Origin of the sequence: Nanhaiella sioensis (genome assembly GCF_046557775.1) — a bacterium.
Lineage (GTDB): Bacteria > Bacillota > Bacilli > Bacillales > SM2101 > Nanhaiella > Nanhaiella sioensis.
Genome location: NZ_JBKAEG010000001.1, coordinates 2,511,912 through 2,538,051 on the forward strand (window position 1 = coordinate 2,511,912; position 26,140 = coordinate 2,538,051).

Genomic DNA, 26,140 nt, shown 5'->3' on the forward strand with positions numbered 1-26,140 from the left:
ATTTTCTGCATCAAGTGGGAAGTTCATGCTTTCCAAGCTGCAATTCCTCCAGCTAATTCTTACACCTTATAACCTTTATTTAGTAGGAGTATAGCTGCTTTTGCAGCAGTATTAAATTTCTTCAAGTTATGCTCCATATAATAATTTATCAACTTATAAAATCAGCATATATAAAAATTATTGGAGTTTAAATAATAAGTGGAATAATCACCGAATACATTATAATGAGTGTTCAAAAAAGGGACAGCAACTGAAGAGCAAGCAGTCGTAGAAAAGATACTCCGAACACTAGACGTATACGTGCTTTTATCTTAGTACGAAAAGCAACAATTAATGCTCAAACAGTCTTTTGGAAGAACAACAATGAATGTGTTATCAGCCTTTTTGAACAGTTGTATATAGAAGAATTGTGTGAAGGAGGATATGATATGCAAATCCATGTTGTACAAAGTGGGGATGCTTTGTGGAGTATTGCACAGCGGTATGGTGCTGATATAAACCAAATTATTAAGGCGAACGGAATCAAAGATCCTAATGTGCTAGTCGTTGGTCAAGCACTAGTTATTCCTTCGCCGACACGCCAACACGTCGTACAGCCAGGTGAAGATCTTTGGAGAATCGCTCAAATGTATGGTGTCAGTGTCCAATCAATCATTGATAAGAATGCGATTGCTGATCCAAATCGTATTCAAATAGGTCAGTATTTAACCATCCCTGTAGCTTTACATCATGTCGTACAGCCAGGCGAAATGCTTTGGATGATTGCGCAAAGATACGGGGTAAGCGTTCAGGACATAGCTGTTGCAAATCAGCTTGCGAACCCCGATCTCATTTTCCCTGGTCAAGTGTTACGCATTCCAGAAAGTGTAAAGCAGTTAGCTGATGTAAATGCGTACATTACTAGAATGGGTGAAAGAGGTGTCGAGCTCGTTGATGAAGTAGGAAATCTACTAACCTATTTATCAATATTTGAATATGCGGTAAAAGAAGATGGTACGATCTCAACATTAAGTGATAAAGAAGTTATAGAGGCAGCTGAGAAATATAATATTGGTTCCTTAATGGTTATTTCGAACCTTTCTGGAGGGAATTTTGATTCAGACCTAACTGCGACGATCTTTGCAAGCGAAGAATTACAAGATACATTGATTACGAATATTTTAGAAACGATGAAGGAAAAAGGCTATGCGGGGTTGAATGTTGATTTTGAATTTGTATATCCTGAGGATCGTGAGAATTATAATAATTTTCTTCGGAAAACAGTTGCAAGACTTCATCCTGAAGGCTTGTCGGTGTCAACAGCTTTAGCTCCGAAAGTAACAGGCACAGAGTCAGATTTACTTCGTGCTGCGCATGACTATCAGGCTCATGGCGAAATCGTTGATATGGTCTTTTTAATGACCTACGAATGGGGATGGTCTGGTGGACCACCGTTGGCCATAGCACCACTCAATTCGGTGAGAAAAGTATTAGATTACGCTGTTACTGTCATACCGAGAGACAAAATTTTGATGGGAATTCCTTTATATGGTCGAGACTGGAACATTCCTTTCGTCCAAGGTACGTCTGCGTCGACATTAAGTCCACAAGCTGCTGTAGAACGTGCAGGAAAGTACGGTGCTACTATTGAATATGATCCAACATATCAATCACCATTTTTTAGATATTACGATGAAGAAGGAGCACATCATGAAGTGTGGTTTGAAGATGCACGGAGCATTCAAGCAAAACTAGACACAGTGAAGGAGTATCATTTAAGAGGCTTGTTCTACTGGGTTCTTGGATTGCCATTTCCACAAAATTGGTATGTACTTGATAGCAACTTTAAAGCTCACAAACATATTTAGGAAACATAATCGAAGTGTCATAATTGACGTGTAGACGCGTGGGAGTTTGTTACTGTTTTTACTAAAAATGAGCAGTCTAATGAGTTTTATGAGAGCTCAATCATGGTCAAAGTAGAAATAATGTAACGCTAGCATGTATACGTGCTTATATCATAGAGCGAAAAGCATCAATCAATTCACAGCCAATTATAAGAAACTCTTAGCGATTCTTGGTTAAGAGTTTTTCTTATGGTGTTTTTTACTTCCTCACTTCTCTACGGTGGTGGTTTCTAATTAAAAAAATTGTTAACTATGCTAATTTTGTATTTTTATGTTTGTTAGACGTGCAAATAAGCCATTTTCACTTACAGAAATTGCATTTTCGACACGTTTTGTGCGATAAAAATGCAAAATTGGCCATTTTACTTACAAGCAACGGCTTAGGTATGATGGGACTATCAAATAAGAAAGGAGCTAATAAATTGATAAATCAGGTCATACTCGTTGGACGCATGACCAAAGATCCTGATATGCGGTATACGAATGATGGGACGGCTGTATTAAACTTTATTTTGGCGGTAAATAGAAATTATAAAAATGCCCAGGGTGAGATCGACACGGATTTTGTTAATTGTACAGTGTGGAGAAAAGCTGCTGAAAATACAGCGACGTATTGTAAAAAAGGGTCGATCGTTGGAATTACTGGTAGAATCCAAACGAGACGCTACGAAAATCAAGAACGGAAAAATGTGTATGTAACTGAAGTTATTGCTGAATCTGTACGGTTCATGGATGGCAAAAAACCTGAATCAATTGCAATTTAGTAGAAACCCCCAACAAATAGATCCTCGCTACACAATGCCTCTCATATTCTTCAACGATCCTCAAGACAAAAAGTTTCTTCAATGTATCTCCAATATAAAATACCAACCTAAATTGGTTGGTATTTTTTTGCGCCTTAGGCTCTTCTTAAAAACTAAGTTACTATTGTTGTTAGCAATAGACAGAAGAAGTGCTATTATACACGCTTATATTTTAAAGTAGAAAAGATGTCACGAAATTTAAAACTATACATGTATCTATTATTGTTCGAAAAACAACGATCAATGAGAAAATAATACTAATTCACGAATACTTACAATATATGTTCAACTGTAAACATCTCACTCATTAATGTTGGCAGCTGTGGAAACTCAAGTCTTATTTGCCAGAAGCCTACTCCACCTAATCCATATTCACGAACTAGCTTGAACTTTTCATTAATACTTTTAACATCCTCAAACCAGACGATACGTCTTTTGTTTTCTTCATCAACAAACTCGATCCATGGGGACGCTGATTCAACATCGTATCTAATTGGAATTTGATATTGCATTGCAATTTTTGTGACCGCATGTGATGACAGGGCACGTGCACTCATTCCTTGTGTGAAGGGTACTGTCCAATCATAGCCATATAGAGCCGTTCCTAAAACGATTTTGTTTCTAGGAATTTGTGTAATAGCAAAATCAAGTACTGTGCGAACTCGTTTAATTGGCGCAATAGGCCCTGGCTGACTGAATCTCCAATGCCAATCATATGCCATAATAAATACAAAATCCATTGATGGTGCGATTGCCTGATAATCTAGCCCTTTATGCCATGCTTCAGATTCCTTTGCTAAAACTGCGATCGTCGTAAGGTACCCATCCACTTTCATACGGTCGTTGAGCAATCTACAAAACTCGGAAAATGAGTCTCTGTCTCTTTCGGTTACAGCTTCAAAATCAATATTTACCCCAGAATAATTTTTACTTGATACAATTTGATAAATATTATCTATTAATCTTTGCGTATTTTCTGCGGATGATAATACTCTATGAATCATGTCTGCATTAAAAGCGGTGACCGTTGCTAATGGCGCAATTCGATTTTCACGTGCTGTTCGTATGGCACTTTCATCATCAAGGTCACTAAGATTACCGCCTTCTTGTAACTGATAATCGAATAAAGGTACATAATTAAGCCACGGTGCAAAGGTTGTTAATTCTTCTTCTAAAGGAATAGGATCTCTTAATGTTACATAGCCCATCTCGTCAGCTGTAATGATTGATTCATATCCAACACTGTCAGCTGAATAGCTAGGTATATTTGGAAGTGTCAGTTGCATTCCTGGATTGATCATATTCGGGTTCTGGATTTGGTTTGCATCTATTAATGCTTGCGTAGAAACATTCGTCATTTCGGATATTTTATATAAAGTATCCCCTTGCTGAACAATATAAACATTTTGTCTAATAAGAAGCGACTGACCAGGAACAATATTACCATTTTCTAAACCATTCACTCTCATAATATCTTGATAAGAGGCTCTAAATTTTTGCCCGATGGAATATATAGAATCTCCCTGCTTAACCGTGTATATAATCATTTCATAACCTCCCGAATGCTTCACATAATCAAACAACATCGTCTAATTCGCTCATAAAAGTACACAATAACCCATCTATCTTAAACTATTCATACGTAACAAAAATATGCCACTATTTTTGGGATCTTAAAGTGTTAAAGTTATAATAATTATTTTCATGTTGCGTGTTCATAACTTTTATTAAATGTTGCTAGAAATGGTTATAATACATACTAGATTACTATGCTAGGGAGCCCCCTGATGAGAGTGTGTAAAGATAAAGTTCTTAAAAGAGAGGAAAAGAATTAATAATGTAAGGACTTTCTCAATATACTAACCTTCGAACCTAATTGTCATTCGTGAGTTGAGGATATGTTGTTTTTTAGGCTTTTTTCGTAAACTTTGTTGCAATTTTTATTACAAATGGACAGTATGACGAGTATTATGAGAGCTCGATAATTCTATAAGTAAAAAAGATGCCACGAACGCTAGTTGACTACATGGTTCTATCTTTGAACGAAAAGTAACATCAATGTGAAAAAACAACACGGTTTTTGAAACATTCTCTTCTTTATAAACGTAGTAATTGTACATAAACCATATCTTTTATAACAAACGCATTCGATGATATTAAGAACACCTTTTTAATAAACATTTTATTGTAGGGAGTGCTTTAGATGGAAAAGAAAAGGGAATTAGGGGATTGGAGATTATTTTCAGCTCTTATTAAGGAGACAAAGCCATCCAAATTATTAATCTCAATTGCGATGGTGATGAGTATCTTCTCGACAATCGTTTCACTGGCGATCCCCCTTTTTACAAAAAACTTAGTTGATCAATTTTCATTGTCGTCATTTAATCAAATTCATGTCGTCTTGTTAATTGTAGCATTCGTCATTCAGGCAATTGCAGGAGGAGTTTCTCTTTATCTACTAAGCTATATAGGCCAATCTATCGTAGCAAAGATAAGGGAACGGTTATGGAAAAAGCTGTTAGTGCTTCCTATACGTTATTATGACCAAAACCGAACAGGAGACACAATAAGTAGAATGACCAACGATACTGCAGTAGTCAAGGAGCTAATCACGGATCACTTAACCAATTTCGTCACTGGCGTTATATCAATTATAGGATCTGTTGCCATATTACTGTATCTTGATTGGAAAATGACCTTGATAATGCTGCTGGTTGTACCAGTGTCCCTATTTATATTACTACCATTAGGGAGACAAATGTATAAAATATCAAAGGATTTACAGGATGAAACAGCAAAGTTTACAACTGTACTTAGTCAAGTACTCTCTGAAGTTCGACTTGTAAAAGTCTCTAATGCAGAATCTATTGAGCTTGAGAATGGAAGAAGGGGTATCAATAATTTATTCAAGTTTGGGTTGAAAGAGGCAAAAGTACAGGCTTTAATTGCACCTTTAATGTCGTTTGTGTTAATGGCTTTACTCGTTGTTATTATGGGATATGGTGGTTTGAGAGTGGCATCAGGCGCATTATCTGCCGGAGATTTAGTAGCATTTATCCTTTATTTAATCCAAATTATTATCCCGATGAGCCAATTTACAGCATTCTTTACTCAGCTTCAAAAAGCAATGGGTGCAACAGAACGGATCATTGATATCTTAAACCATGGTGAGGAGCACGTAACGAGCGGGTCAACTGTTACAAATGTTGATCAATCAATAAATGTGAGAAACCTTACTTTTTCATACGAAAATGGGGAGGATATTTTAAGGGATATTAGTTTTTCAGTAAAAGCAGGAAAAGTGACAGCCATTGTCGGACCGAGTGGTAGTGGAAAAACGACATTATTTTCACTTATTGAAAGGTTTTATGAACCGTCGGATGGATTCATACAGCTAGGTGAAGAGCCGATTCATCAATTTTCTTTAAAATCATGGCGTAATCAGATTGGTTACGTATCTCAAGAAAGTCCGATTATCGCAGGAACAATTAAGGAAAATATCATTTATGGAACGGAAAATGAAATAAGTGAAGCTGAATTACGCAGAGCAGCACAGATGGCATTCGCCGATCAATTTATTGAAGAACTTCCTCAGAAATATGAGACGGAAGTTGGGGAGCGTGGAATTAAGTTATCCGGAGGGCAAAGGCAAAGAATTGCAATTGCTAGAGCACTATTAAGGGATCCGAAAATATTAATGCTTGATGAAGCAACGTCTAGTTTAGACAGTAAATCGGAGATTGTCGTACAGGAAGCATTGAAAAATTTAATGAAAGGTAGAACGACATTAATTATTGCACACAGGCTATCTACCGTTGTTGATGCTGATCAAATTATCTTTATAGATAAAGGCATTATGACCGGTAAAGGTACACACGGCGAACTATTTGAAACGCACAACATGTACCGCGAATTCGCGACACACCAGTTGGGGGTCTGAACAAATAGACCTATACCTTTAAATCCTTACATGAATGAAGTGAATGGGGTCGCAGTTGAAAGACCTTATTCCTTTTTCATGATATGTACAGAAAGCAGGGCAACTAAACTAGAGCAATGTTATAAGGAAATACGATATAGATTCTTGAATCTCAATAGAAGAAACACCATATATACCATAACAACCTTATACAATTCTATCTTTCCATAGAGGGTTGTCTGATGGTTTATAAGATTGAAATAAAGACTCCATTTTTTCCCCATCCAAAGAGTAAATAGGAGTTTGTGAGTTTGTAACAAGTGATCTGTGTAAGTTTTCTACAGGGTACGAGCTTTCATTAATAGACAGTTCACACGTTATTTTATCTTTCACACGCTGAATTTTAGGGAAATCTTCTAATCGCTCCTCTAGTAGGAATGGCTGAGCTTTTTTCATTTCAGATAATTGACCATTTCCTGAGAATTTTAATAAGTCTAGCCAGTAGGGGATAGTAATGATCATTGATAAGAATTGCTCGAAATTTTCTCCAACTTTTCCGGCTTGACCCTCTGAGTTAATGTAATAAACTGGTAGATCTTCTATCCCTTCATTGTGGAGTAAAGCGAAAATACCTCCTGATCCATCCTCAGCTATAATCATTGTTTCAACGCTAGTTTCAAAATTAAATTTTTTTACATCGAGATTGGGTGTGATAATCTCCAAATCAAAATATTCCATCAATATATCACATATATCTCTATTTTTTTCAATCGTCTTTAACAATTGAGGTATTTTCAATGAAGTCCCCTCCTAAATATGATATGTACTTAAGTGGATTCTAGGTTTTTCATATAAATCCTTTATTGTAATCAATTTTTATACTGAAGGTATTTGTGTGAAGTTGAAAACGAACGGTTGTTTGTGAAATGGATATAGGTTACAATTCCATTTGAAAGGGGAACATATCGTACACTAATCGTAATGACTATTGTTCACTATATGTTGTAAAACGAAATCATATCTATATCAATGGAATTTCTTATAGGCTGTATCGCATTGCTTCCTGTTTATCAAAGGCTCTTTTCGTAACCTTTGTTTCTTTTGTTCACTTACATTTGAGTAACTATTGTGTATGATATTTTAGTCTTCAGAGAAGAAAAGGCACCTAAATCTAGTTGTGTGTATTTACTTCGTAATACGCAAAACAACATGATGAAAAGAGCACTATTAGTAAAGCTTTCTTAAGCTTTATTCCTGCATTATGGGAATTCATTTTTTATAATACTGACCGATAATAGATGTAATAATATTGCTGTGAAACTTATCATACAAACTATTAATAACCTTATTAACATCATTTTTTTATAACTATCAATTTTAGCTAGGTTTCAGATTTATCATTGAAAACACATTCTAACAAAATAAGTTAACATCATTATAGAAAGGATTACTGTTAAAGTGAAATTGATCCTAAAAAATACTATCCCTTATATAATTATCATTTTTCTATGTTCTTTAGGTTTATACTATACGAGCAATCCCAACAATATCCCCAATTCACTATTGGGATCTTTTCACTATATTACATATAGTATATTTATCGTGCTCATATGCTTTAGCTTTTGGTTTAACAAAGTGAAAGCATTTTTGGTAGGTATTTTACTTTTTATTGCTTTATTATGTATAAACTATTTATCAACTCCTTCACCTGCTTTGTTAATTGAAATTTTTGCTATCATTCTGCCATTAAATATAGCTATTGTGGCACTTATTAAAGATGGTGCTGTTTTTTCTATTCAAGGTCGTATAATGAGTATAATTTTATTATTAGAAGCTGCTATATTCGTATGGTTATTTCGAAATAGAGGTGAACAGGCCTTCCGTTTCATACTCGATTATGAGTTACCAATTAGTAATTTTAATTACGAGAATATGCCACAGCTTTCAATTGTGTTATTTCTATTACTTTTATCGACCCTAATCATTATCAACATAGTAAATTATTCTGTTGAAAATACTTTCCTATTAGGAATATCTATTTGTTTATTTTTAGCCTTTCATTTCCAAGATAGAGTATTAAATTTAGAAATCTTCTTTTCACTTAGTGGGCTGTTATTAATATTATCTATTATTAATAGAACATACTCTATGGCATATATTGACGAACTTACTCGTATTCCATCGAGAAGAATGCTAAGAGAAGATTTAATGAAACTGGGAGGTAAGTATTCAATAGCTATGCTCGATATCGACTTCTTCAAAAAATTTAATGATAAATATGGTCATGACGTTGGTGATGAAGTATTAAAACTAGTAGCTAGCTGTTTACAAAAAGTAACCGGTAATGGGAAAGCTTATCGATACGGAGGAGAAGAATTTACGATCATATTTCCTAGAAAGGATATAAAAGAAGTTATTCCGCATTTAGATGAATTAAGAAAAAAAATCTCAAAACAAGAATATGCTTACAAGAAACAATACAAAAATGGTAAATCGACCACTCAAAAATTAAAAGTAACAATAAGCATTGGGGTCGCTCAAAGAAATGAAACAAACAAAGCAACTGATGAAGTCATTAAAGCGGCAGATAAAGCTTTGTATCGTGCAAAGAAAAAGGGGAGAAATTGTGTTAGTAAATAAAGTTAAGCATGATCATTATTAAAGAAGAGAAGATAAAAAGAATACTATTTATAAATGACAGTATTTCTTATTAATCATTATTAAGGCAAAAGAAGTTTTACATAGAAATTTCATGAAAGATGCTGATAATGCAAATCATATGAAATTTGAATAAATATGCACAATAAAGGTTTTTTTTAGTGGAAAAATATGCAGAAAAAATTATTTTTTCGAAAATTTTTGTCGCCTAATAATATTTTTTATTGTGATCTTTAACTTATGGTGGCTAGACTTGAAGTGGAGAGAAAATGCTGTTTTGACAATGTTTATCCTATTATAAAATAATAATAATGGAGCTATTGGTGATAAGCCGTAATTATTTTACGGCCTGTTATACCCATTAAAGTCTGAATAATTTGAATTATTTCCATTTTCTGGTTTGACTAAATATTTATAAGGAAATAGAATGATAGTATTCCTTATAATAGTAACAAAGGAATTTTTTTTACCTATTATAATTAAGAAAGGGGTTATTCGGTGAGGTTTAAGAAATTATTTCTCATGATTACGACATTTTTCCTCATTATGTCCAATGTTTCATTAGCGACAGCATCTCCATATCAAGCTGAAACAGATGCGGCCGATGAGAAAGTGTTAGATCCAAATGAAAAGGTTCGTATTATTGTAGAGTTAGCAAGTGAGCCAAGCATAACTTATGCCAACAAAGCAAAAGTAAAGTTTGGTGATTTAAATGACAATAAAAAACAAGAATTAAAGGAAAAGGTTATGAAGGAGCAACAATTTGTTAAGTCAGATATTGCTTCTAAATCAATAGATTTTGACTATGAAGAGAGTTTTACAACAATACTCAATGGTTTTAGTGGAGAAGTAGAATATCAATCTATTGATAAAATTAAAGCCTTAAGTAATGTTAAAAATGTTTACATTGCTAATGAATATTCACGACCTGTAGTAAACGTGAATAAACAACCAAATATGATTTATAGTAAGGACATGGTGTCTGCACCTGAAACATGGGAAGATTATGGATACCATGGTGAAGGAATGGTAGTTGCTGTATTAGATACTGGTGTTGATCCTAGCCATAGAGATATGGTGTTAAGTGACGGCACTGCTCCTGCATTAACGCAAGAAGGTGTTGCAGAACTCGTTTCTCAACATAGTTTAGCAGGGAAATATTTTACTGAAAAAGTACCTTACGGATACAATTATGCGGACAATAACCAGGAAATTCTTGATTTAGGTCCGGGTGCTTCATACCATGGTATGCACGTATCTGGAACGGTAGGTGCAAATGGTGATGAAGAAAATGATGGCATTAAAGGAGTTGCACCAGAAGCGCAAATCTTAGCTATGAAAGTATTCGGTAATGATCCTGGATTAACTGGGACATACAGTGATATTTTCATAAAAGCCATTGATGATTCTATCTCACTAGGTGCGGATGTCATAAATATGAGTTTAGGAGATTCAGCACAATTTAATGATCCAGAAAACCCAGAAAAAGAAGCGATAGAAAGAGCTGTGAATAGCGGTGTCCTTGTTGCTGTTTCAGCTGGAAACTCAGGACAGATTGGGTATGGATATGGCGCGTTGCCTTTTGGTGCTAATCCTGATATAGGAGTTGTAGGGTCTCCGGGATTATTTCCAGAAACTCTTCAAGTAGCAAGTATTCACAATGATTATATAGATCTTGATGGATTTAAATATGAAGCTAGTGATGAGACTGGCGAAATCTCATTTATGTCCTCGTCATCAGTTCATCCAGATGATTTAACTAAGAAAACATATGAAGTGGTATACGCAGGGTTAGGTCGTAAACCAGGGGATTCGGATGTTGCTCCATCGGCTGATGACTTTGTAGGTTTAGATCTTAATGGAAAGATTGCATTGATTCAGCGTGGTGAAACGTTTTTCGTTTCAAAAGCGTTAAATGCACAACTAGCAGGTGCAGCTGGCGTGATCATCTATAACCATTCACCAGGTTATGTATCGATGGTATCTGATCCTGAAATTACTATTCCACAATTGTTTATTCTTCAAGAGCATGGAGACATATTGTATAGTCTATTAGATGCAGGTGAGGATGTTTCAATAACTTTTACTGGAGAAAAGATTACTTTGGTAAACCCACAAATAGGAGAATTAGCAGAATCAAGCTCATGGGGAGTAACGCCAAGCCTTGATTTTAAACCTGAAATTACTGCACCAGGTGTAAATATTCTTTCTACATTTCAAGATGATAATTATGGCTTGATGTCTGGTACATCTATGGCATCTCCACATGTTGCTGGCGGAGCAGCGCTAGTATTGCAACGTGTAAATGAACAGTTTTCTGTAGATAGTACAGAACGCGTTCAACTTGCAAAAAATCTATTAATGAACACAGCGGTAGTCATTGATGACAAAGGTGATTTCAATAGCTATGGTACTGGAAATGGATATTCTCCTCGTCGTCAAGGAGCAGGCTTGATGAACCTACATGGCGCTATGAGTACACCTGTAGTTGTTACAGAAGTCAAATCAGGTGAAGCTAAGGTTGCCTTGAGGGAAATTGGAGATAAGACAACATTTACTTTAAAAGCTGAAAATGTTTCGAATGAAGAAGTAACGTATCGTTTAGAAGGTAGTGTATTAACTGATCTAGTGATGGAAGGCGTAAATCAGCTTGAATCTCAAGGTATATATGTTGATGGTACAATAAGTGAGGAGCAGCCTTGGACGGGTGACTTCCCAATCACATTTTCTTCAACTCATATTAAAGAAGAAGCTGGGGAACTGCTTTTAACAGTACCTGCAAAGAATTCGGTGACATTTAATGTGAATGTCGACCTAACTAACACCATTGATTGGGTCTCAAACCTACCATTGGATGAAGTATTCGAAAATGGCTACTTCGTTGAAGGTTTTGTTAAGTTAGTCGATACGAATGATGTGAACCCTGAGTTAAGCATACCTTATGTCGGTTTCCATGGAGACTGGGACGCAGCACCTGTTTTAGATGAGTTAAGTGGATCAGAGCAGTCTTATTATAGTGTAGCAGGTCTCGTATCTGATGATATTGAAATTGAAGAAGTAGAAGGAGTAGAAACACCAATATATAACTATTTAGGATATAGTCCAGTTGATGGAATCGTCCACGGAGATAATTTGGCGATTTCTCCGAATGGTGATGGCTTCAATGATGCGGCTATACCATATTTAACATTTTTAAGAAATGCTAAGGAAATAGAATTTTCTATTTTAAATAGTGACAAAGAAGTGATTCGTAAGCTAGCAACATCTCAACATGTTAAGAAAAATCTCTTCGATAATTCTGGGGATAAATTAGCTCACTTATTTGAAGATGCAGCTTGGGATGGAACAGCTAATAACAAGCAAGTTGCGGATGGGTTATACTATTACGAAATAAAAACAAAAATTGATTACCCAGATGCAGATTGGCAAACTCTTTTACTTCCAATTTATGTTGATACGTACAGCCCTTCTTTAATCGTTTTATATGATGAAGAGTACGGTAAGTTATCCATTAAGTCTATTGAAAATGGATCAGGCGTTTCACATTATGACGTTCAAGTAAATGGTAGTAGTGTATTAGAGGAACCTTTAGCTAGTGATGTTACAACCTATCGTTTAAAAGATGTAGGAGAAGATGATACGATTAAAGTCGTTGCCTATGATTATGCAGGAAATATGGTGAATAAGGTAGTAACTTCAGATGAGGTGATCCCATTTGTCGTAGTTGATTCACCAGCTCCACTTACTCCAGTAGCGTCAAGAACTGTTCCTGTTACTGGAAGTATAAGTGATGATGCAGAAGTCCAGGAGCTAAAAGTGGATGGAAAAATAGTCGATTTCACTTGGGATGCTGAGAAAAATCAGTACACATTTGCTACAGAGGTTCGATATGAAGAGGATGGTTTTCACGACATTTACTTCAGCGCAGTTGATAGTGAAGGGAATGACATCTCTTTTAGAAGAACAATAATCGTTGATACAACGGCTCCAGTTTTGGATATTGAAGTACCAACTTTTGTTGATACTGAGACTGCATTACTTAAAGTAAGCGTAGCAGATAATTTCGATGAACTTAAATTTTATATTAATGGCAATGAAGAGTATAAAAATACTCTAAAAGAGCCTTTTGAAATGAGAAGTATTGCATATGATACTGAAAAAGAAATTCAGCTTGAAGATGGAAAGAATACAGTTGTGTTAAAGGCTGTTGACCTCAGTGGGAACGTAACTGAAAAAGAAATCACCATTTATCGTGGTATTGAGGAAGTAGAGCGTTTTACAGATGTCTCACCATCTTATTGGGCTTCAAATGAAATTGATTTCTTACAGCGTTTAAGTATTATTAAAGGTGCTGATTCAACTTCATTTATGCCTGATAAACAAGTAACACGTGCAGATGCAGTTGTTTGGATTGTAAACGCGTTACAATTAGATACAAATGGAGTGAATGAACCAAATTATACAGATGTTCCAGTTGATCACCCTGCTTATAAAGAGATTGCAGCGGCTACACAAGCCGGCATCATATCAGGAAGTAATGGTTCATTTAAGCCAGAGGATACATTAACCCGCGCACAAATGGCAAAATTACTTTCATTAGCTTTTGAGCTATCAACTGATTATGATGCGCAATTTACTGATATACAAGCTGGTCATTGGGCAGAAGACTATATTAATAGTTTAGCAGCTCATAAAATTACTACTGGTAAAGGAAATAACACATTTGGTCCTGGAGAGGAAACAACAAGAGGCCAGTTAGCAGTATTCTTGGCTAGAGCAATTAATGATAGGTTTATACCTTAGTACATCACACAACATAGCTTAAATTAAATAAACCCTATACAGTAGTCGTGTTAAAAAGGACTACTGTATAGGGTTTTTGTAACAATTTAGTTATTACTTGCTACGTCAACAATTCTTCCTTCAACAACTGGGCTTACCGTTTCACGGCTCATTAAACCTTCTTCTACAACAGAATATAATGTGAACCCTGTGTTAAACATTTCTTTGTTAGCGAACATTTCATATCCATCTCCGCCAACTCCAACGAAGTCATTTGTTGCTAGCTTGTAAGTTTTTGATTCATCAAGTAACTCTTCGCCAACCTTCACTTCTAATACACGCTCACCGGCTGGTTTAGTAGAATCATAAGTGAATGACATACCAGCGATTTGTGCGAAGCGTCCTGCACCTTCTTCAACACCACTAACACCATGCTCTAATGCTGCTTTTAACTCTTCACCAGTTACATCAATTACGACTAATGTGTTAGGGAATGGAAGGACAGTGTTTAGCATTTTCTTCGTAATGTCACCAGCTGGAATTTCATCACGAATACCGCCACCATTAGTTAAAACAACATCAGCATTGTAACCATCAATCGTTAATGTTTTCTCAAGCATAATGTCAGTAATTAAGTTTCCTAGATTTGTTTCTTGAGAGCGAATTAAATCACGAGCACCATCTAAATGAACATCAGTAGTAGCAATTGTAACATTTAATTTTTCATCAATTTCAGTTACAATTTTTTCAACCATTGCAGCTACTTCAGGATCAGCTTCAACTGTTTCATCATATTCTACTAACCCGCCATCGAATGCAATGACCTCATCGTTGTAATAGTATAAGTCTGCACGGCCTAATGATTTACCGTATTCCCAATCTTGAACAATATACGTACCATTCACTAATTCAGGTTCAGTAAGTGGTGTATGTGAATGTCCTCCAACGATTAAATCGATACCATCAACAGCTTCAGCGATTTGTCGGTCAACTGTCACACCTACGTGAGAAACGACAATGACGTTGTCAACTTGCTTCTGCACTTCAGGAATTAATTCTTTTGCTACTTCAACAGGGCTCTTGAATGTTAGCCCAGCAACATTATCTGGGTGAGTCAATACAGGTGTATCTTCAGCAACAAATCCAACGAAGGCAAACTTTTTACCAGCAACTTCTTCATAGTGAACTGGAATTAATAATTCCGTTCCGTCTGGCTTAAATACGTTTGCAGAAATCATTGGGTAGTTCAATGCATCACGTAGCTTCAATGTTTGCTCGTAACCAAAGTCAAATTCATGGTTTCCAGCAGCCATCACATCATAATCCAAATAGTTTAAGATAGGTAGAAGTGATTCACCTTTGTATTCATTCGCTAATACTGTTCCTTGGAACGTATCTCCACCATCAAGTAATAAGAAGTTTTCGTTTTCAGCACGCCATTCGTTAATTAATGTAGAGATTTTTGCATAACCATATTCTCCACCAAAGCTATTTTCTTCAATGTGACCGTGAATATCATTTGTATGTCCGATTGTAATATGGTTAACAACAGCTTCTCCAAGTGCTGTTAAAAAGTCTTCTCTCGTTACTTTTTTGCTATCTTCAAGAGCAAGCTCGTATCCTAGCTTACTAGCGATCTCTGTAACTTCATCAGAAGAAAGCTGTTTATGAGGAAATTTCGCTTGGTCATCGGAAATTGCATCATTTGATTTTGCCCATTGTATATAATCTTCAGCAAAGTTTTTGCCTGTAGATTCTTCTAGCCCCTCAACACCTTTTGTTCTAGCAAGAAAGATTAGAGTATCTGCTAGCTTAACGTGTTGATTCAATTTATAGTTTCCAGATTGATTACCCTTTAAAATACTTTCTTCTTTCATCCAATCAATATGATTTACTTCAATGGCTTCCGCAAAAGTAGTACTAGCAAACAAAGATGTAGATAGAGCTACTCCAGCTAAAACGCTTCCAACTTTACCAAATGTCTTCATATATTCTCCTCCAATCGAAAGTTAACTTAACTATTAAAACTCTCAAACACTCTCTATTATAAGAAATTCTATAGATTTCGACAATAAAAATTTTATACTAACAACATTTACCTCATTCTAGAAAAAATATGTAAGTAACCTTAAGTATGGATAAAATACCAAAACAATGGCTTTTTGACATTTATAAACTATGTGCTATATTAATAGAGCGATAGAAAAACGGTTTAATAAAACTACATATGAGGTGAACTTTAATGAAGAAAAAGTTGACAACGCTTGTTGCATCTTCTGCTCTAGCTTTTAGTCTGATAGGGACAGATTTAGCTAAGGCAGATACGAACTTTGATGCAGTCAAATTAACTGATATTAACCTAATGCAAACAAAAGGTATTGTAAAAGGTTTTAGTAACGGTGACCTTGGTGGTGACCAACTGGTTACTCGTGCACAACTTTTAATCATGTTAGATAGAGCTGGCGAGCTTGGGGAGGAAAAAGCTGAGCTATCTTTTAAAGATGTTTATACACAAGAACATAAAGATGTAGTAGCAAAAGCAATTGCTGCTAATCTAATAGAAGGCTATTCAGAAGCTGAGTTCGGTCCGAATGACACAGTGAATAAAGAGCGGTTTGCCAAAATTATTACTCTAGCATTAACAGACGGTAATATGCCTACTGTAGATGAGAGTGTCTTAAACAATTTTACAGATGTAGCTGATATTTCAGATTGGGCACGTCCTTATGTAGCTTATTCAATACTTGCAGGAGTATTCGATGTGAACAACGGTGAAGCGTTTGGCGCGAAGGACAACCTTACTCGTGAAGAGGCAAGTGATGCATTAAAGCCAGTAATTTTTGATGTTATTGATATTCTTTCAACGAATGATATTCATGGGAATATTGAGTTTGATGAAGCAAAACAACGTGGCGGTATGGCTGTTGTTGGTGGAATCGTTGATGCATTCCGTTCAGTAAATGCAGACGGAACAGTCGTGCTTGATGGTGGGGACATCATGCAAGGAACACTGATCTCAAATTCATTTGAAGGTGCTTCTACAATTGACACGTTAAATTCAATTGAATACGATGCTGCTGCAATCGGGAATCATGAATTTGACTGGGGAGTCGATGTATTAAAAGAGCGTATTGCACAAGCACAATTACCGATTATGGGTGCAAACGTGTTTGATGAAGAAACAAATTCACGTGTTGATTGGGCTGAGCCTTATGTGATTCTAGAAAAAGGTGACTATAAAATTGGTGTCATTGGTTTCGCTACACCAGAAACAAAATCTACTACACTTTCAACACATGTAGAAGGTTTAATATTCCCAACACCAGCTCCGATTGCTGAAGAGCTAGCGAAGGAATTAAAAGATCAAGGTGTAGATCTTATCTTTGTTACATCTCACTTACCAGGATGGGCTGAGGAAGAAACGAATGAAATCGTAGGTGAATTAGCAGATTTAGCTGATGCATCAGCTGGCTCTTTAGATGCGATCGTTGGTGGACACTCACATAAACGTGTGGCTGGTATTGTTAATGGCATTCCTGTAATCGAAGCTGATAAATATACGAGAGCAGTGGGTCATATAAAGTTATTCGTTGATAAAGATAGCAAAGAAGTTGTATCACAAGAAGTAGGCTTGCTTGAAACAAATATTAATCTTACTGCTTTAGACGCAGATACTGATAGTATTGTAAAAGACTATCAAACGAAAGTGAAAGAAATAGAAAATGAGATTGTTGGTAGCACAAACGGCGAGTTAACTCGTGATTACTCTGAAGGTGATTTTGGGGTAACCCAATTAGGAAATATGATTACTGATGCAATGCGTGAAAAAGCAGGAACTCAAATTGCTTTCCAAAATTCAGGTGGGATTCGTGAAAACATCGATGCTGGAGAGATTAATTACGGTGAAGTATTTAAAGTACTCCCATTCGATAACTATAATGTAACATCTGATATGACTGCTCAGCAGCTGAAAATTATTCTTGAAGGTCCTGAAGACAGATTACTTCAAATACAATTCTCAGGTTTAAAAGTAGTGATTGATGATGCTCGTGAGCTTGGTGATCAAATAGTTGATATTACGTTAACGGACGGTACACCAGTTTATACTAATGGTGAGTTTGCAGAAGGTACGTTCTCTGTTGTGACAAACAACTTCTTGTCAACAGGTGAAGGTGATGGCTATGCTGCATTTGGAGAAGTAACATGGACTGACTCAACTGACTTCCAACGCGAATTATTTGCTGATTATTTGCGTGCTATGACAGAAGAAGTTGATGCAGCATCGATCATGGATGATCGCTTCATGAAAAATGAATAGATTTGTTTTAAGGGGCTGCTAGTTTACTAGCAGCTCTTTTTTTATTTCGGTTAACCCCACATGTCCCCTATTCTATTGATTACGATTTTATTTTGAACTTACCCACACACTATGTCCGTATTAATATAAAAATAATTGCTTAGGAAATAATTTTGTGCTTTATGTCGTTTTTTGATTGTAGATTAACAAACTATTCATTCAAATAACTACAAAGGTTGGTATAATAGAAAATAAAAGATTAGGGAGTTCTTTATGAAAGTTTTGTTACATTTACTCATTTTATGTGTATGTTTATTTGTTACTACTATTAATACAAGTGCCGAGGAAAAAGCTAATGAGTGGCTGTTATATTTCGACAAAGAGGCAGATTTAGATAGATTCTTAGAGAGTCATGGACAAGGTGTTATAAGTATTGAAAAACATATAGTAAAAGGGTCATTTACAGAGTATGAAATACAAACAATTCAACAAGAAGGGTTTGTAAGTTTAGTAGAAAAGAATTATTCGAAAACTGCAGCGTTAGAGCTTAGCCTCTCTGATCCACTTGTAGTAGACCAATGGGGATTGGACAAAGTGAACGCAGAAGATAGTATGGCTAACTATTCCACAGAAAGAGATAATTTAATGATTGGAAATGAGATCATTACGCCTGAAGGAACGATAACTTACAACAATCAATCGTTGGAACAAACAGAGTTTACTATAGTCCTTGGTAGTGAAGCTATTTCCAGACTTTCCATTGAGCTTGAACATGTTGAAGATATATGGCAGCTCGAGGTGTTCAATAGTAGTGGTGAAAGAATTGCAATGAACGAAGGTAATTTGCAAACGCTAGATGTGCTTATACCAAGAGATGATGCCTTTGACTCAATAAAGGTAATGGTCCAAACAAAAGGGGTTTGGAAGAAGAAGCCAATCATTAACAACATCATTGGTGTGAATCATTTGTTAATTGCCGTAATTGATTCAGGTGTATCACAACACGAGGATTATTGCGGGAATGTATTATATAGCTTAGGAAAGAATTATACTAGTGACGATGAATATGTAGATGACGAGTACGGGCACGGTACACATGTTACAGGGATTTTAGCTGCATGCTCCGATAATGAAGTAGGCGTTACAGGTATACTGGCAAATGCACCTGTTGATATCTTACCTTTAAAGGTATTAGACAAGTACGGTAACGGAAGTGATTATGAACTAGGCGTAGCGGTGGATGATGCCGTTCAATTAGATGTTGATTTGATTAACCTTAGCCTTGCAGGAAAAGGAGAAACTAAAATGCTTCGCGAAGCAATTGAGCAAGCAATTCAACAGAACATTGTTGTAGTAGCAGCTGCAGGTAATTGGAAAACAGCAACTGACAAAATTTATCCCGCTTCTTATCCTGGAGTCATTACTGTTTCTGGTACAACAGCATTTAATAGGATTATTTCTATTGCAAATTATGGCTGGGAGGTAGACATTAGCGCACCTGGCTCAGATATCTTAAGTACATATAAAGATAATTCATATAAAACTTTATCAGGTACATCGATGGCTGTGCCATACATCTCTGGAGCAGTCGCCTATATGAAGCTTGATAATAATCAGTTAGACGTATTACAAATAAGATCAAAGTTGCTAGCAACTGCGAGGGACTTAAACATTGATGGTTATGACATTTATTCCGGAGCTGGCTTGTTACAGCTTACAAAGGCAGTTCAGGAAGAAACTACCGAAGTGATTGAATGGCTCACCTTAAAAGATGGACAGACCTTAATTGAGGATGAGATGAACATACTAGGTTTATCTAACGGATTGATAGGGTCTGATATCCATATATTTGTTGATGGGCAGTTGTATTCATCTGAAAAAGCTGAATCCAATAGGCTGTTTATAGATTTTAGTAATATTGATGCATTCCAAAGTGACCCTACTTTATCCGTCGTAGCTATGAGTGAACAACGAGTTCATGCGACAGACCAAATTAAGGTACTTATGTCAAACAGTGAAGAAGAAGAACACGAGTTTTCCGACGTTGCAGATGATTTCTGGGCGTACGATTACATATACGAATCACAAGAATTGGGTTTTGTTCACGGATATGCCGATGGTACTTTTCGGGGAAATAATGAAATTACTCGCCGTCATAGTGTGATGGTTTTGGGGCGCTTGTTTAATTGGGAGCTTCCAGCTTCCATAGAGATGACATTTCAGGACGTTCCTATCGAATTGTCTGGGTCTTTAGCGATTTATTCTGCTGCAGACAAAGGGATTATTAAAGGTTATAGTAATGGAAGCTTCTACCCTGAAGAAGAATTGACAAGAGGGCAAATCGCAGTGATCTTGCATAGGGCTCTTCAGAAGAATGATCATATGAATTCACCAAATCACTATCAATTTAACGATTTGGAGGAAGACCATTATGCGTACAATGCAGTGCAGTACTTAACAAGTATAGGAATTGTTAGTGAGCAACCGATTTTTCGACCTGAAGAGAAAATTACGCGGGCACAATTCGTTGCCATGCTTATGAGGACATATGAGCATCTTCAAAAATAGAATGTTACCAGTTATTTGGATAAAGGAAATATTAATATGACGAATCTTATAATTTGTAGTATGATAGAAACTGTCTGATATTTGTATACATCAATTCGTTATACATTATCTCTAACAATTAGGAGTTTTAAATTCCTTTTATGTATTCATTTTTGCTTAAATGAAGGTGCAAAATAGTACAGCCCAACAATAGATTTTAAAATGATTTTATAACATGAACTATTAAAAATAGCGAGGGTCTATATTTATGGAGAACATTAAATCGTATCGATTTCTATTAATAGGTTTTTTAATCCTAACTTTGTCATTAACGTTAACACCTAAATTAGCTCTAATTTCTATTACGGCAATTTTTGCAGTATATACTATAGTAAATCCGAAAAATGCACTCTTGTTACTCTTGCTATATGTTCCAATCAGGCCATTGTATGCAGAAGCAAATCCTGGACTGAAGTATATTGGGGACATCATCACAATTTTACTTTTTTTAATAACAGTATATCAGTTGCGACATGATATGCGTTCGATTTTTCGATTTAAAATTTTTGAATGGGCATTCTTTTTATTTTGCCTTGTAGGTGCCGTTTCAGCCTATATGACAGGCGTATCGATCGTAGCGATTGTATTTCAGCTTCGCACTTTTTTAATTATGTATTTACTCTACTACATAATATCTAGAATGAAAATTGATAAGCAAGACATCACAAAGTTTGCTTGGGTAACAGTTTTTGTCGCTATGCTTATTAGTGTACATGGGATTATTGAGAAGCTTTCGTTGAGAACATGGCTATTGCCGCAAGCTTGGGTTGAAAGAATTATTTCAGAAACTAACTTTGCTCGTATTTATGGAATGCCTGGTAACCCCAATACACTAGGTATGTATCTTGGCGTAGCGATCGTCTTAAGTTTATACCTGTTACATCAGGCAGAGGGACAAACGAAGCGTTTCCTATATGTTGCGTTAACATTATTTAACGGAACGATGCTATTAACATTATCTAGAGGAACGCTCATTTCTGTTTTTATAGGCTGGATAGTATTTTTAGCTTTGACAAGGTATTGGAAACCAGTCAAGCCCTATGTTGTCACGCTAATTCTTGGTATACTGCTCGTATACTTTCCTACGAACGGTGGGGTTGCGCTAGTACAATATATTAATGACCAAGATTATGGTAAGGGTGGCTTCATTAATAGGATCCAGCATACAGTTGATGATGAGACGAAAATACTAACTGCAGAGACTGGAAGAATTTATTTTATTGAAAAAGGTTTTGAAGTTTTCAAGGACTATCCAATGATGGGATCAGGCTTTGCAACATTTGGTGATTCGGCTACATTATCGTTTTCATCACCAATATATGAAAAATATAATATTTACTCGGATGGATATGGTGAAGGTAGCGAAAATAAGTATTATTTCCAAAATTTTTATACCGATAATCAATATATTCAGGTTATAGCTGAAACAGGAGCTGCGGGCGTTATATTGTTTGCTGTGTTCCTCCTAGGAATGCTAGTTCTCTTTTGGAAAAGAAGAAAAGAAGATTTATTTTCGAATGTGATGATTGCATTTTGGGTGGCAACATGTGCAAGTGGGTTGCTATACAATATTTGGGAAACTAAGATTTACACCTTATATTTCTTTATGATTCTAGGTGCATACGCTGCAAAACACAAATTAGTGCTACAAGATTAAACAGTATACTTAAACGATAACCTATCGCATTTTGCGATAGGTTTTTTATATTGTGTAAGGCGTTTTGCAAACGAACGACTGTGACGAGAGGTGCTCATAATGAACGTACGATCATGTAGTCAACAGTATCATCGTCTCATTTATTCCTACGACTCTCTTCATAAACTTTGTTGAAATATACAGTTTTTATAAAACCTCATCATTGTAAACGTATAAAAGATGCTGGTTTATACGTGCTTATATATTAGAACGCAAAGCAACAATCATTGTGCAAACAGACATTCCTAAAAAGAACGTCATAAAACGTATTTGTACCCTCATATTGATTTATTCTTCTCCGAATATATGTTGAGGAGATGTTGTAATTTCGTGTAATACTTTGTCACAAAAGAATATATGGTGGTTACTAACTAGTGTAAAATTAATTGTTTAATAGAGCTGCATTTTTAATTAAGTTAAAACAGTCCTTGTCGATTTATATGGTATTTTGTGACGATCTTACTAAGCTATAAGAATGATGTTGTTGGTAAATGTAACTATTTTGTTACTATTTTTCTAGCATCTTTCATTATAATTTTATGAGGACTGACTACAAGTTGTCGAAAATAGTGCAATAGATAGGTAGCGTATCTCGACATTATCTGCTAAAATATGTAAGGTGGTGAACAAGATTAATAGCTTTGAAAGGAGTGTAAGGGGAGACAGCATGAAAACAATAGTTTCATTAATTACGTCGTTAGTATTAATTATACAAATGCTTAGTTTTAGCATGATTACAGAAAGTGTACGTGCTGAAAGCTACTCACAAGATCTATTAGACCAGTTTCAAGTTTCACCTGGTGTCACATATAAAAATACGAAACTTCAATCATCATCTACTACACAGGTTGCTAATGTATTAGATATTCAATTGAATGACCCATTCACATCAATTGAAGTAGGAATTCCATCCCCTCTAAATAAATTAACTACTGTTTCAAGTAGTGCAAAAGCAAATAGTAGTGCAGAGCATCATGTAGTCGGGGCGATAAATGGTTCGTTCTATCATACTAGTAATGGTTTACCTGTATACATGATTGCCAAGGACAATCAAATTTATAATGGTGGCATGATTGCCTCTGGTAGAGATCAATATGTAAATGAAGCCATTGCATTTGGGATTTTAAGCAATGGGCAAGCAGAAATTGATCATTATAATGTAAATATAGCTCTTGAACATAACGGAACTACATATCAAGCAGACGGCATCAATCGTGGTCGTGGCTATGATGAGATGATTATCTATACGCCAAGTCATTCTAATGGATACACAGATACGAATGAATATGGAACGGAATTCATTGTTACTACAGACCAAGCATTAGAAGGGTTACCAAGCTTTGGTGATGTTTACAATGGTACAGTTCAATCCATCCGTAACTATGGGGATAATGCAAATACTCCTATTCCGAAAAATGGCTTTGTTCTTTCTATGACAGGGAAGTGGAATGAACAACTTAAACATGTAAAAGTAGGGGACCAGCTTCAAGTCTCTTTAAATATTGATTCTAAGTGGCAAGACTCAAAGTATATGTTAACGTCTGGACCTATGCTTGTGAAGGACGGCAAACCGTACTTAACAATTGATGAAAACAGCTCCCGTGCAAAAGAAAAGGCACCCCGTTCAGCTGTTGCCATTGATAGTAGTAAAAACCGAGTGTTTTTTGTTACTGTTGATGGTAGACAATCTGGCTATAGTACAGGAATGAATCTTAAAGAATTCGCAGAGTATGTTGCGAGTCTTGGTGCAGATCGTGCCATCAACCTTGATGGTGGTGGATCAACAACGATGGTCGTTCGTGAGCATGGTGATCAATATGCATCAGTAGCAAATAAACCTTCGGATGGCAGAGAACGGGCAGTTTCAACTTCTCTTCACGTTGTAAGCTCAGCACCGAATGACACACCGAAATTTTTAGAACTCCATATGAAGGAGCAAGGGAAAATTGTTGAAGGTGCATCAGTCGAAGTAGTTTATGACTTTGTGATGGACAAATATTATAATCCACTATCCTTTGATTCTTCTAAACTTTCATTGGAGGTAACTAATAATCTCGGAAAGTTTGAAGGCATGAAGTTTATAGCAGAGAACAGTGGTACAGGAAAAATTATCGCTACGTATGAAGGTGCTGTGAAAGAACTTCCTATCACTGTAGTAGATACGATTGATAAATTAACAGTTTCACCTGATTCATTAGTCGTAGCTTCAGGTCAAACTGAACAATTGAATTTACAAGCATTGGATTCAAATAATGACAAGCTCATCTATGATAGCAGTTTAGTTTCTTGGTCTGTAACAGAAGCAATAGGGACGATTTCCAACAGCGGATTGTTTACTGCAGCAGAGTCTGAAGGATCTGGAAAGATAACTGCAACGTTAGGAAAAACGTCAGTATCCGTACCAGTAACTGTGAACAATAAGCCGTTAAGCCTTGATAGCTTTGACGATGTTTCAAAATGGACTGCTGAAACGGCTCGATCATCTGCCTCAATTGCAAAGAGCAGTGAATCAGAACCACGTCAAGAAGGTTCTGCATCTCTAAAACTAAGCTATGATTTTTCAGTTGGTGAGGAGGGAGTAGCAGCTGCTTATGTAACTGCGAAACAACCGATCAAAGTAGCAAGTAAACCATTAAAGCTTGGTCTTTGGGTTTACGGTGATGGAAAGAGTCATTGGTTACGTGGAAAAATTATTGATAGCGCGGGCAAGACCCATACGATTGATTTCACTACCGAAGGTGGCTTAACTTGGACAGGCTGGAAATACGTTGAAGCTGATATTCCACAAGACGTTCAAGCACCAATTGAGGTGAGTAAAGTTTATCTAGCCGAAGCTGTGGAAGATAAGCAAGACAGTGGTGAAATTTATTTTGACAAGCTACAAGCTGTTTACAGTGCATCGTATAATGAACAATTATTTTCAGATGTTCCAGAAGATAATTGGGCGAAAACTGAGATCGAATATTTAGCAAGTAAAGGGATTATTAACGGCTACCCTGATGGAAATTTCTTACCGTATAACAACCTAACTCGTGCTCATGCCGCAGTGCTGCTAGATAGAGCACTGAACCTTGACACAAGTAACATAACTAATCCTAACTTTAAGGATGTATCAACAGATCATCAATATTATAAAACGATTGCAGCAGTAGCAAATGCAGGGATTGTTAAAGGGAAAGAAGATGGCACGTTTGATCCAGAGGGGACTTTGACTCGTGGCCAAATGGCGGCAATATTACAGCGTGCATATGATTTAGCTGGACAAGCAGCTGCTGACTTTAAGGATGTCCCTGCTGATCATTGGGCGTATAAAGAAATTTCTGCATTAGCAGCAAATGGTGTGACGACAGGGTATGAAGATCAAACTTTCAAGCCCAATAATTACGTCACTCGTGCACAATTCAGTGCATTTTTATACCGTATTTTAACAAAGTAAATCTACTTACGCGGGAGGTAGTTCTCGCAAAGGGCTTTTCAAAGAGGGTTCTTATG

General features: G+C 36.1%; 12 protein-coding genes. 9 read left to right on the plus strand and 3 right to left on the minus strand.

Annotated elements, in window-relative coordinates; all coding sequences use genetic code 11:
• Positions 1 to 428: 428 nt before the first annotated feature.
• Positions 429 to 1,847 carry a glycoside hydrolase family 18 protein gene (locus V1503_RS11750; RefSeq protein WP_214480778.1) on the plus strand — a complete coding sequence of 473 codons (1,419 nt, stop codon included), beginning with the start codon at positions 429 to 431 and terminating at the stop codon, positions 1,845 to 1,847.
• Between the two features lie 461 nt (positions 1,848 to 2,308).
• Positions 2,309 to 2,650 carry a single-stranded DNA-binding protein gene (gene ssb, locus V1503_RS11755; RefSeq protein ID WP_410627102.1) on the plus strand — a complete coding sequence of 114 codons (342 nt, stop codon included), beginning with the start codon at positions 2,309 to 2,311 and terminating at the stop codon, positions 2,648 to 2,650.
• 311 nt (positions 2,651 to 2,961) lie between these two features.
• On the opposite strand, the gene V1503_RS11760 is transcribed toward ssb, so the two are convergent.
• Entirely contained in the window at positions 2,962 to 4,236 is a 1,275-nt protein-coding gene (locus V1503_RS11760) for a glycosyl hydrolase family 18 protein (RefSeq protein WP_214480776.1), read from the minus strand.
• Positions 4,237 to 4,892: 656 nt separating this feature from the next.
• Between V1503_RS11760 and V1503_RS11765 the strand changes: the two genes are divergently transcribed.
• Entirely contained in the window at positions 4,893 to 6,629 is a 1,737-nt protein-coding gene (locus V1503_RS11765) for an ABC transporter ATP-binding protein (RefSeq protein ID WP_410627104.1), read from the plus strand.
• A 186-nt stretch (positions 6,630 to 6,815) separates the two neighbouring features.
• Here the strand turns inward: V1503_RS11765 and V1503_RS11770 are convergent, their stop codons facing one another.
• Entirely contained in the window at positions 6,816 to 7,406 is a 591-nt protein-coding gene (locus V1503_RS11770; protein WP_410627106.1) for a hypothetical protein, read from the minus strand.
• Positions 7,407 to 8,243: 837 nt separating this feature from the next.
• On the opposite strand from V1503_RS11770, the gene V1503_RS11775 reads away from it, so the two are divergent.
• A complete protein-coding gene (locus tag V1503_RS11775; RefSeq protein WP_410627108.1) occupies positions 8,244 to 9,248 on the plus strand; it encodes a GGDEF domain-containing protein in 1,005 nt (334 codons plus the stop codon).
• A 516-nt stretch (positions 9,249 to 9,764) separates the two neighbouring features.
• Complete coding sequence (locus tag V1503_RS11780; protein ID WP_410627110.1) at positions 9,765 to 14,069, plus strand: S8 family serine peptidase; 4,305 nt, start codon at positions 9,765 to 9,767, stop codon at positions 14,067 to 14,069.
• An 86-nt stretch (positions 14,070 to 14,155) separates the two neighbouring features.
• On the opposite strand, the gene V1503_RS11785 is transcribed toward V1503_RS11780, so the two are convergent.
• Positions 14,156 to 16,036: a bifunctional metallophosphatase/5'-nucleotidase gene (locus V1503_RS11785; RefSeq protein WP_410627112.1), complete on the minus strand. Its 1,881-nt coding sequence runs from the start codon at positions 16,034 to 16,036 to the stop codon at positions 14,156 to 14,158.
• A gap of 254 nt (positions 16,037 to 16,290) precedes the next feature.
• Between V1503_RS11785 and V1503_RS11790 the strand changes: the two genes are divergently transcribed.
• From V1503_RS11790 to V1503_RS11805, 4 genes are all read left to right on the plus strand, one after another.
• Positions 16,291 to 18,366, plus strand: a complete 2,076-nt coding sequence (locus V1503_RS11790) for a 5'-nucleotidase C-terminal domain-containing protein (RefSeq protein WP_410627114.1) — start codon at positions 16,291 to 16,293, stop codon at positions 18,364 to 18,366.
• Positions 18,367 to 18,618: 252 nt separating this feature from the next.
• Positions 18,619 to 20,913 (plus strand): S8 family peptidase, encoded by a 2,295-nt coding sequence (locus V1503_RS11795; RefSeq protein ID WP_410627116.1) that lies wholly within the window; start codon positions 18,619 to 18,621, stop codon positions 20,911 to 20,913.
• Between the two features lie 247 nt (positions 20,914 to 21,160).
• Positions 21,161 to 22,609 carry an O-antigen ligase family protein gene (locus V1503_RS11800; RefSeq protein ID WP_410627117.1) on the plus strand — a complete coding sequence of 483 codons (1,449 nt, stop codon included), beginning with the start codon at positions 21,161 to 21,163 and terminating at the stop codon, positions 22,607 to 22,609.
• A gap of 706 nt (positions 22,610 to 23,315) precedes the next feature.
• Entirely contained in the window at positions 23,316 to 26,084 is a 2,769-nt protein-coding gene (locus V1503_RS11805; protein WP_410627119.1) for an S-layer homology domain-containing protein, read from the plus strand.
• Positions 26,085 to 26,140: the final 56 nt, after the last annotated feature.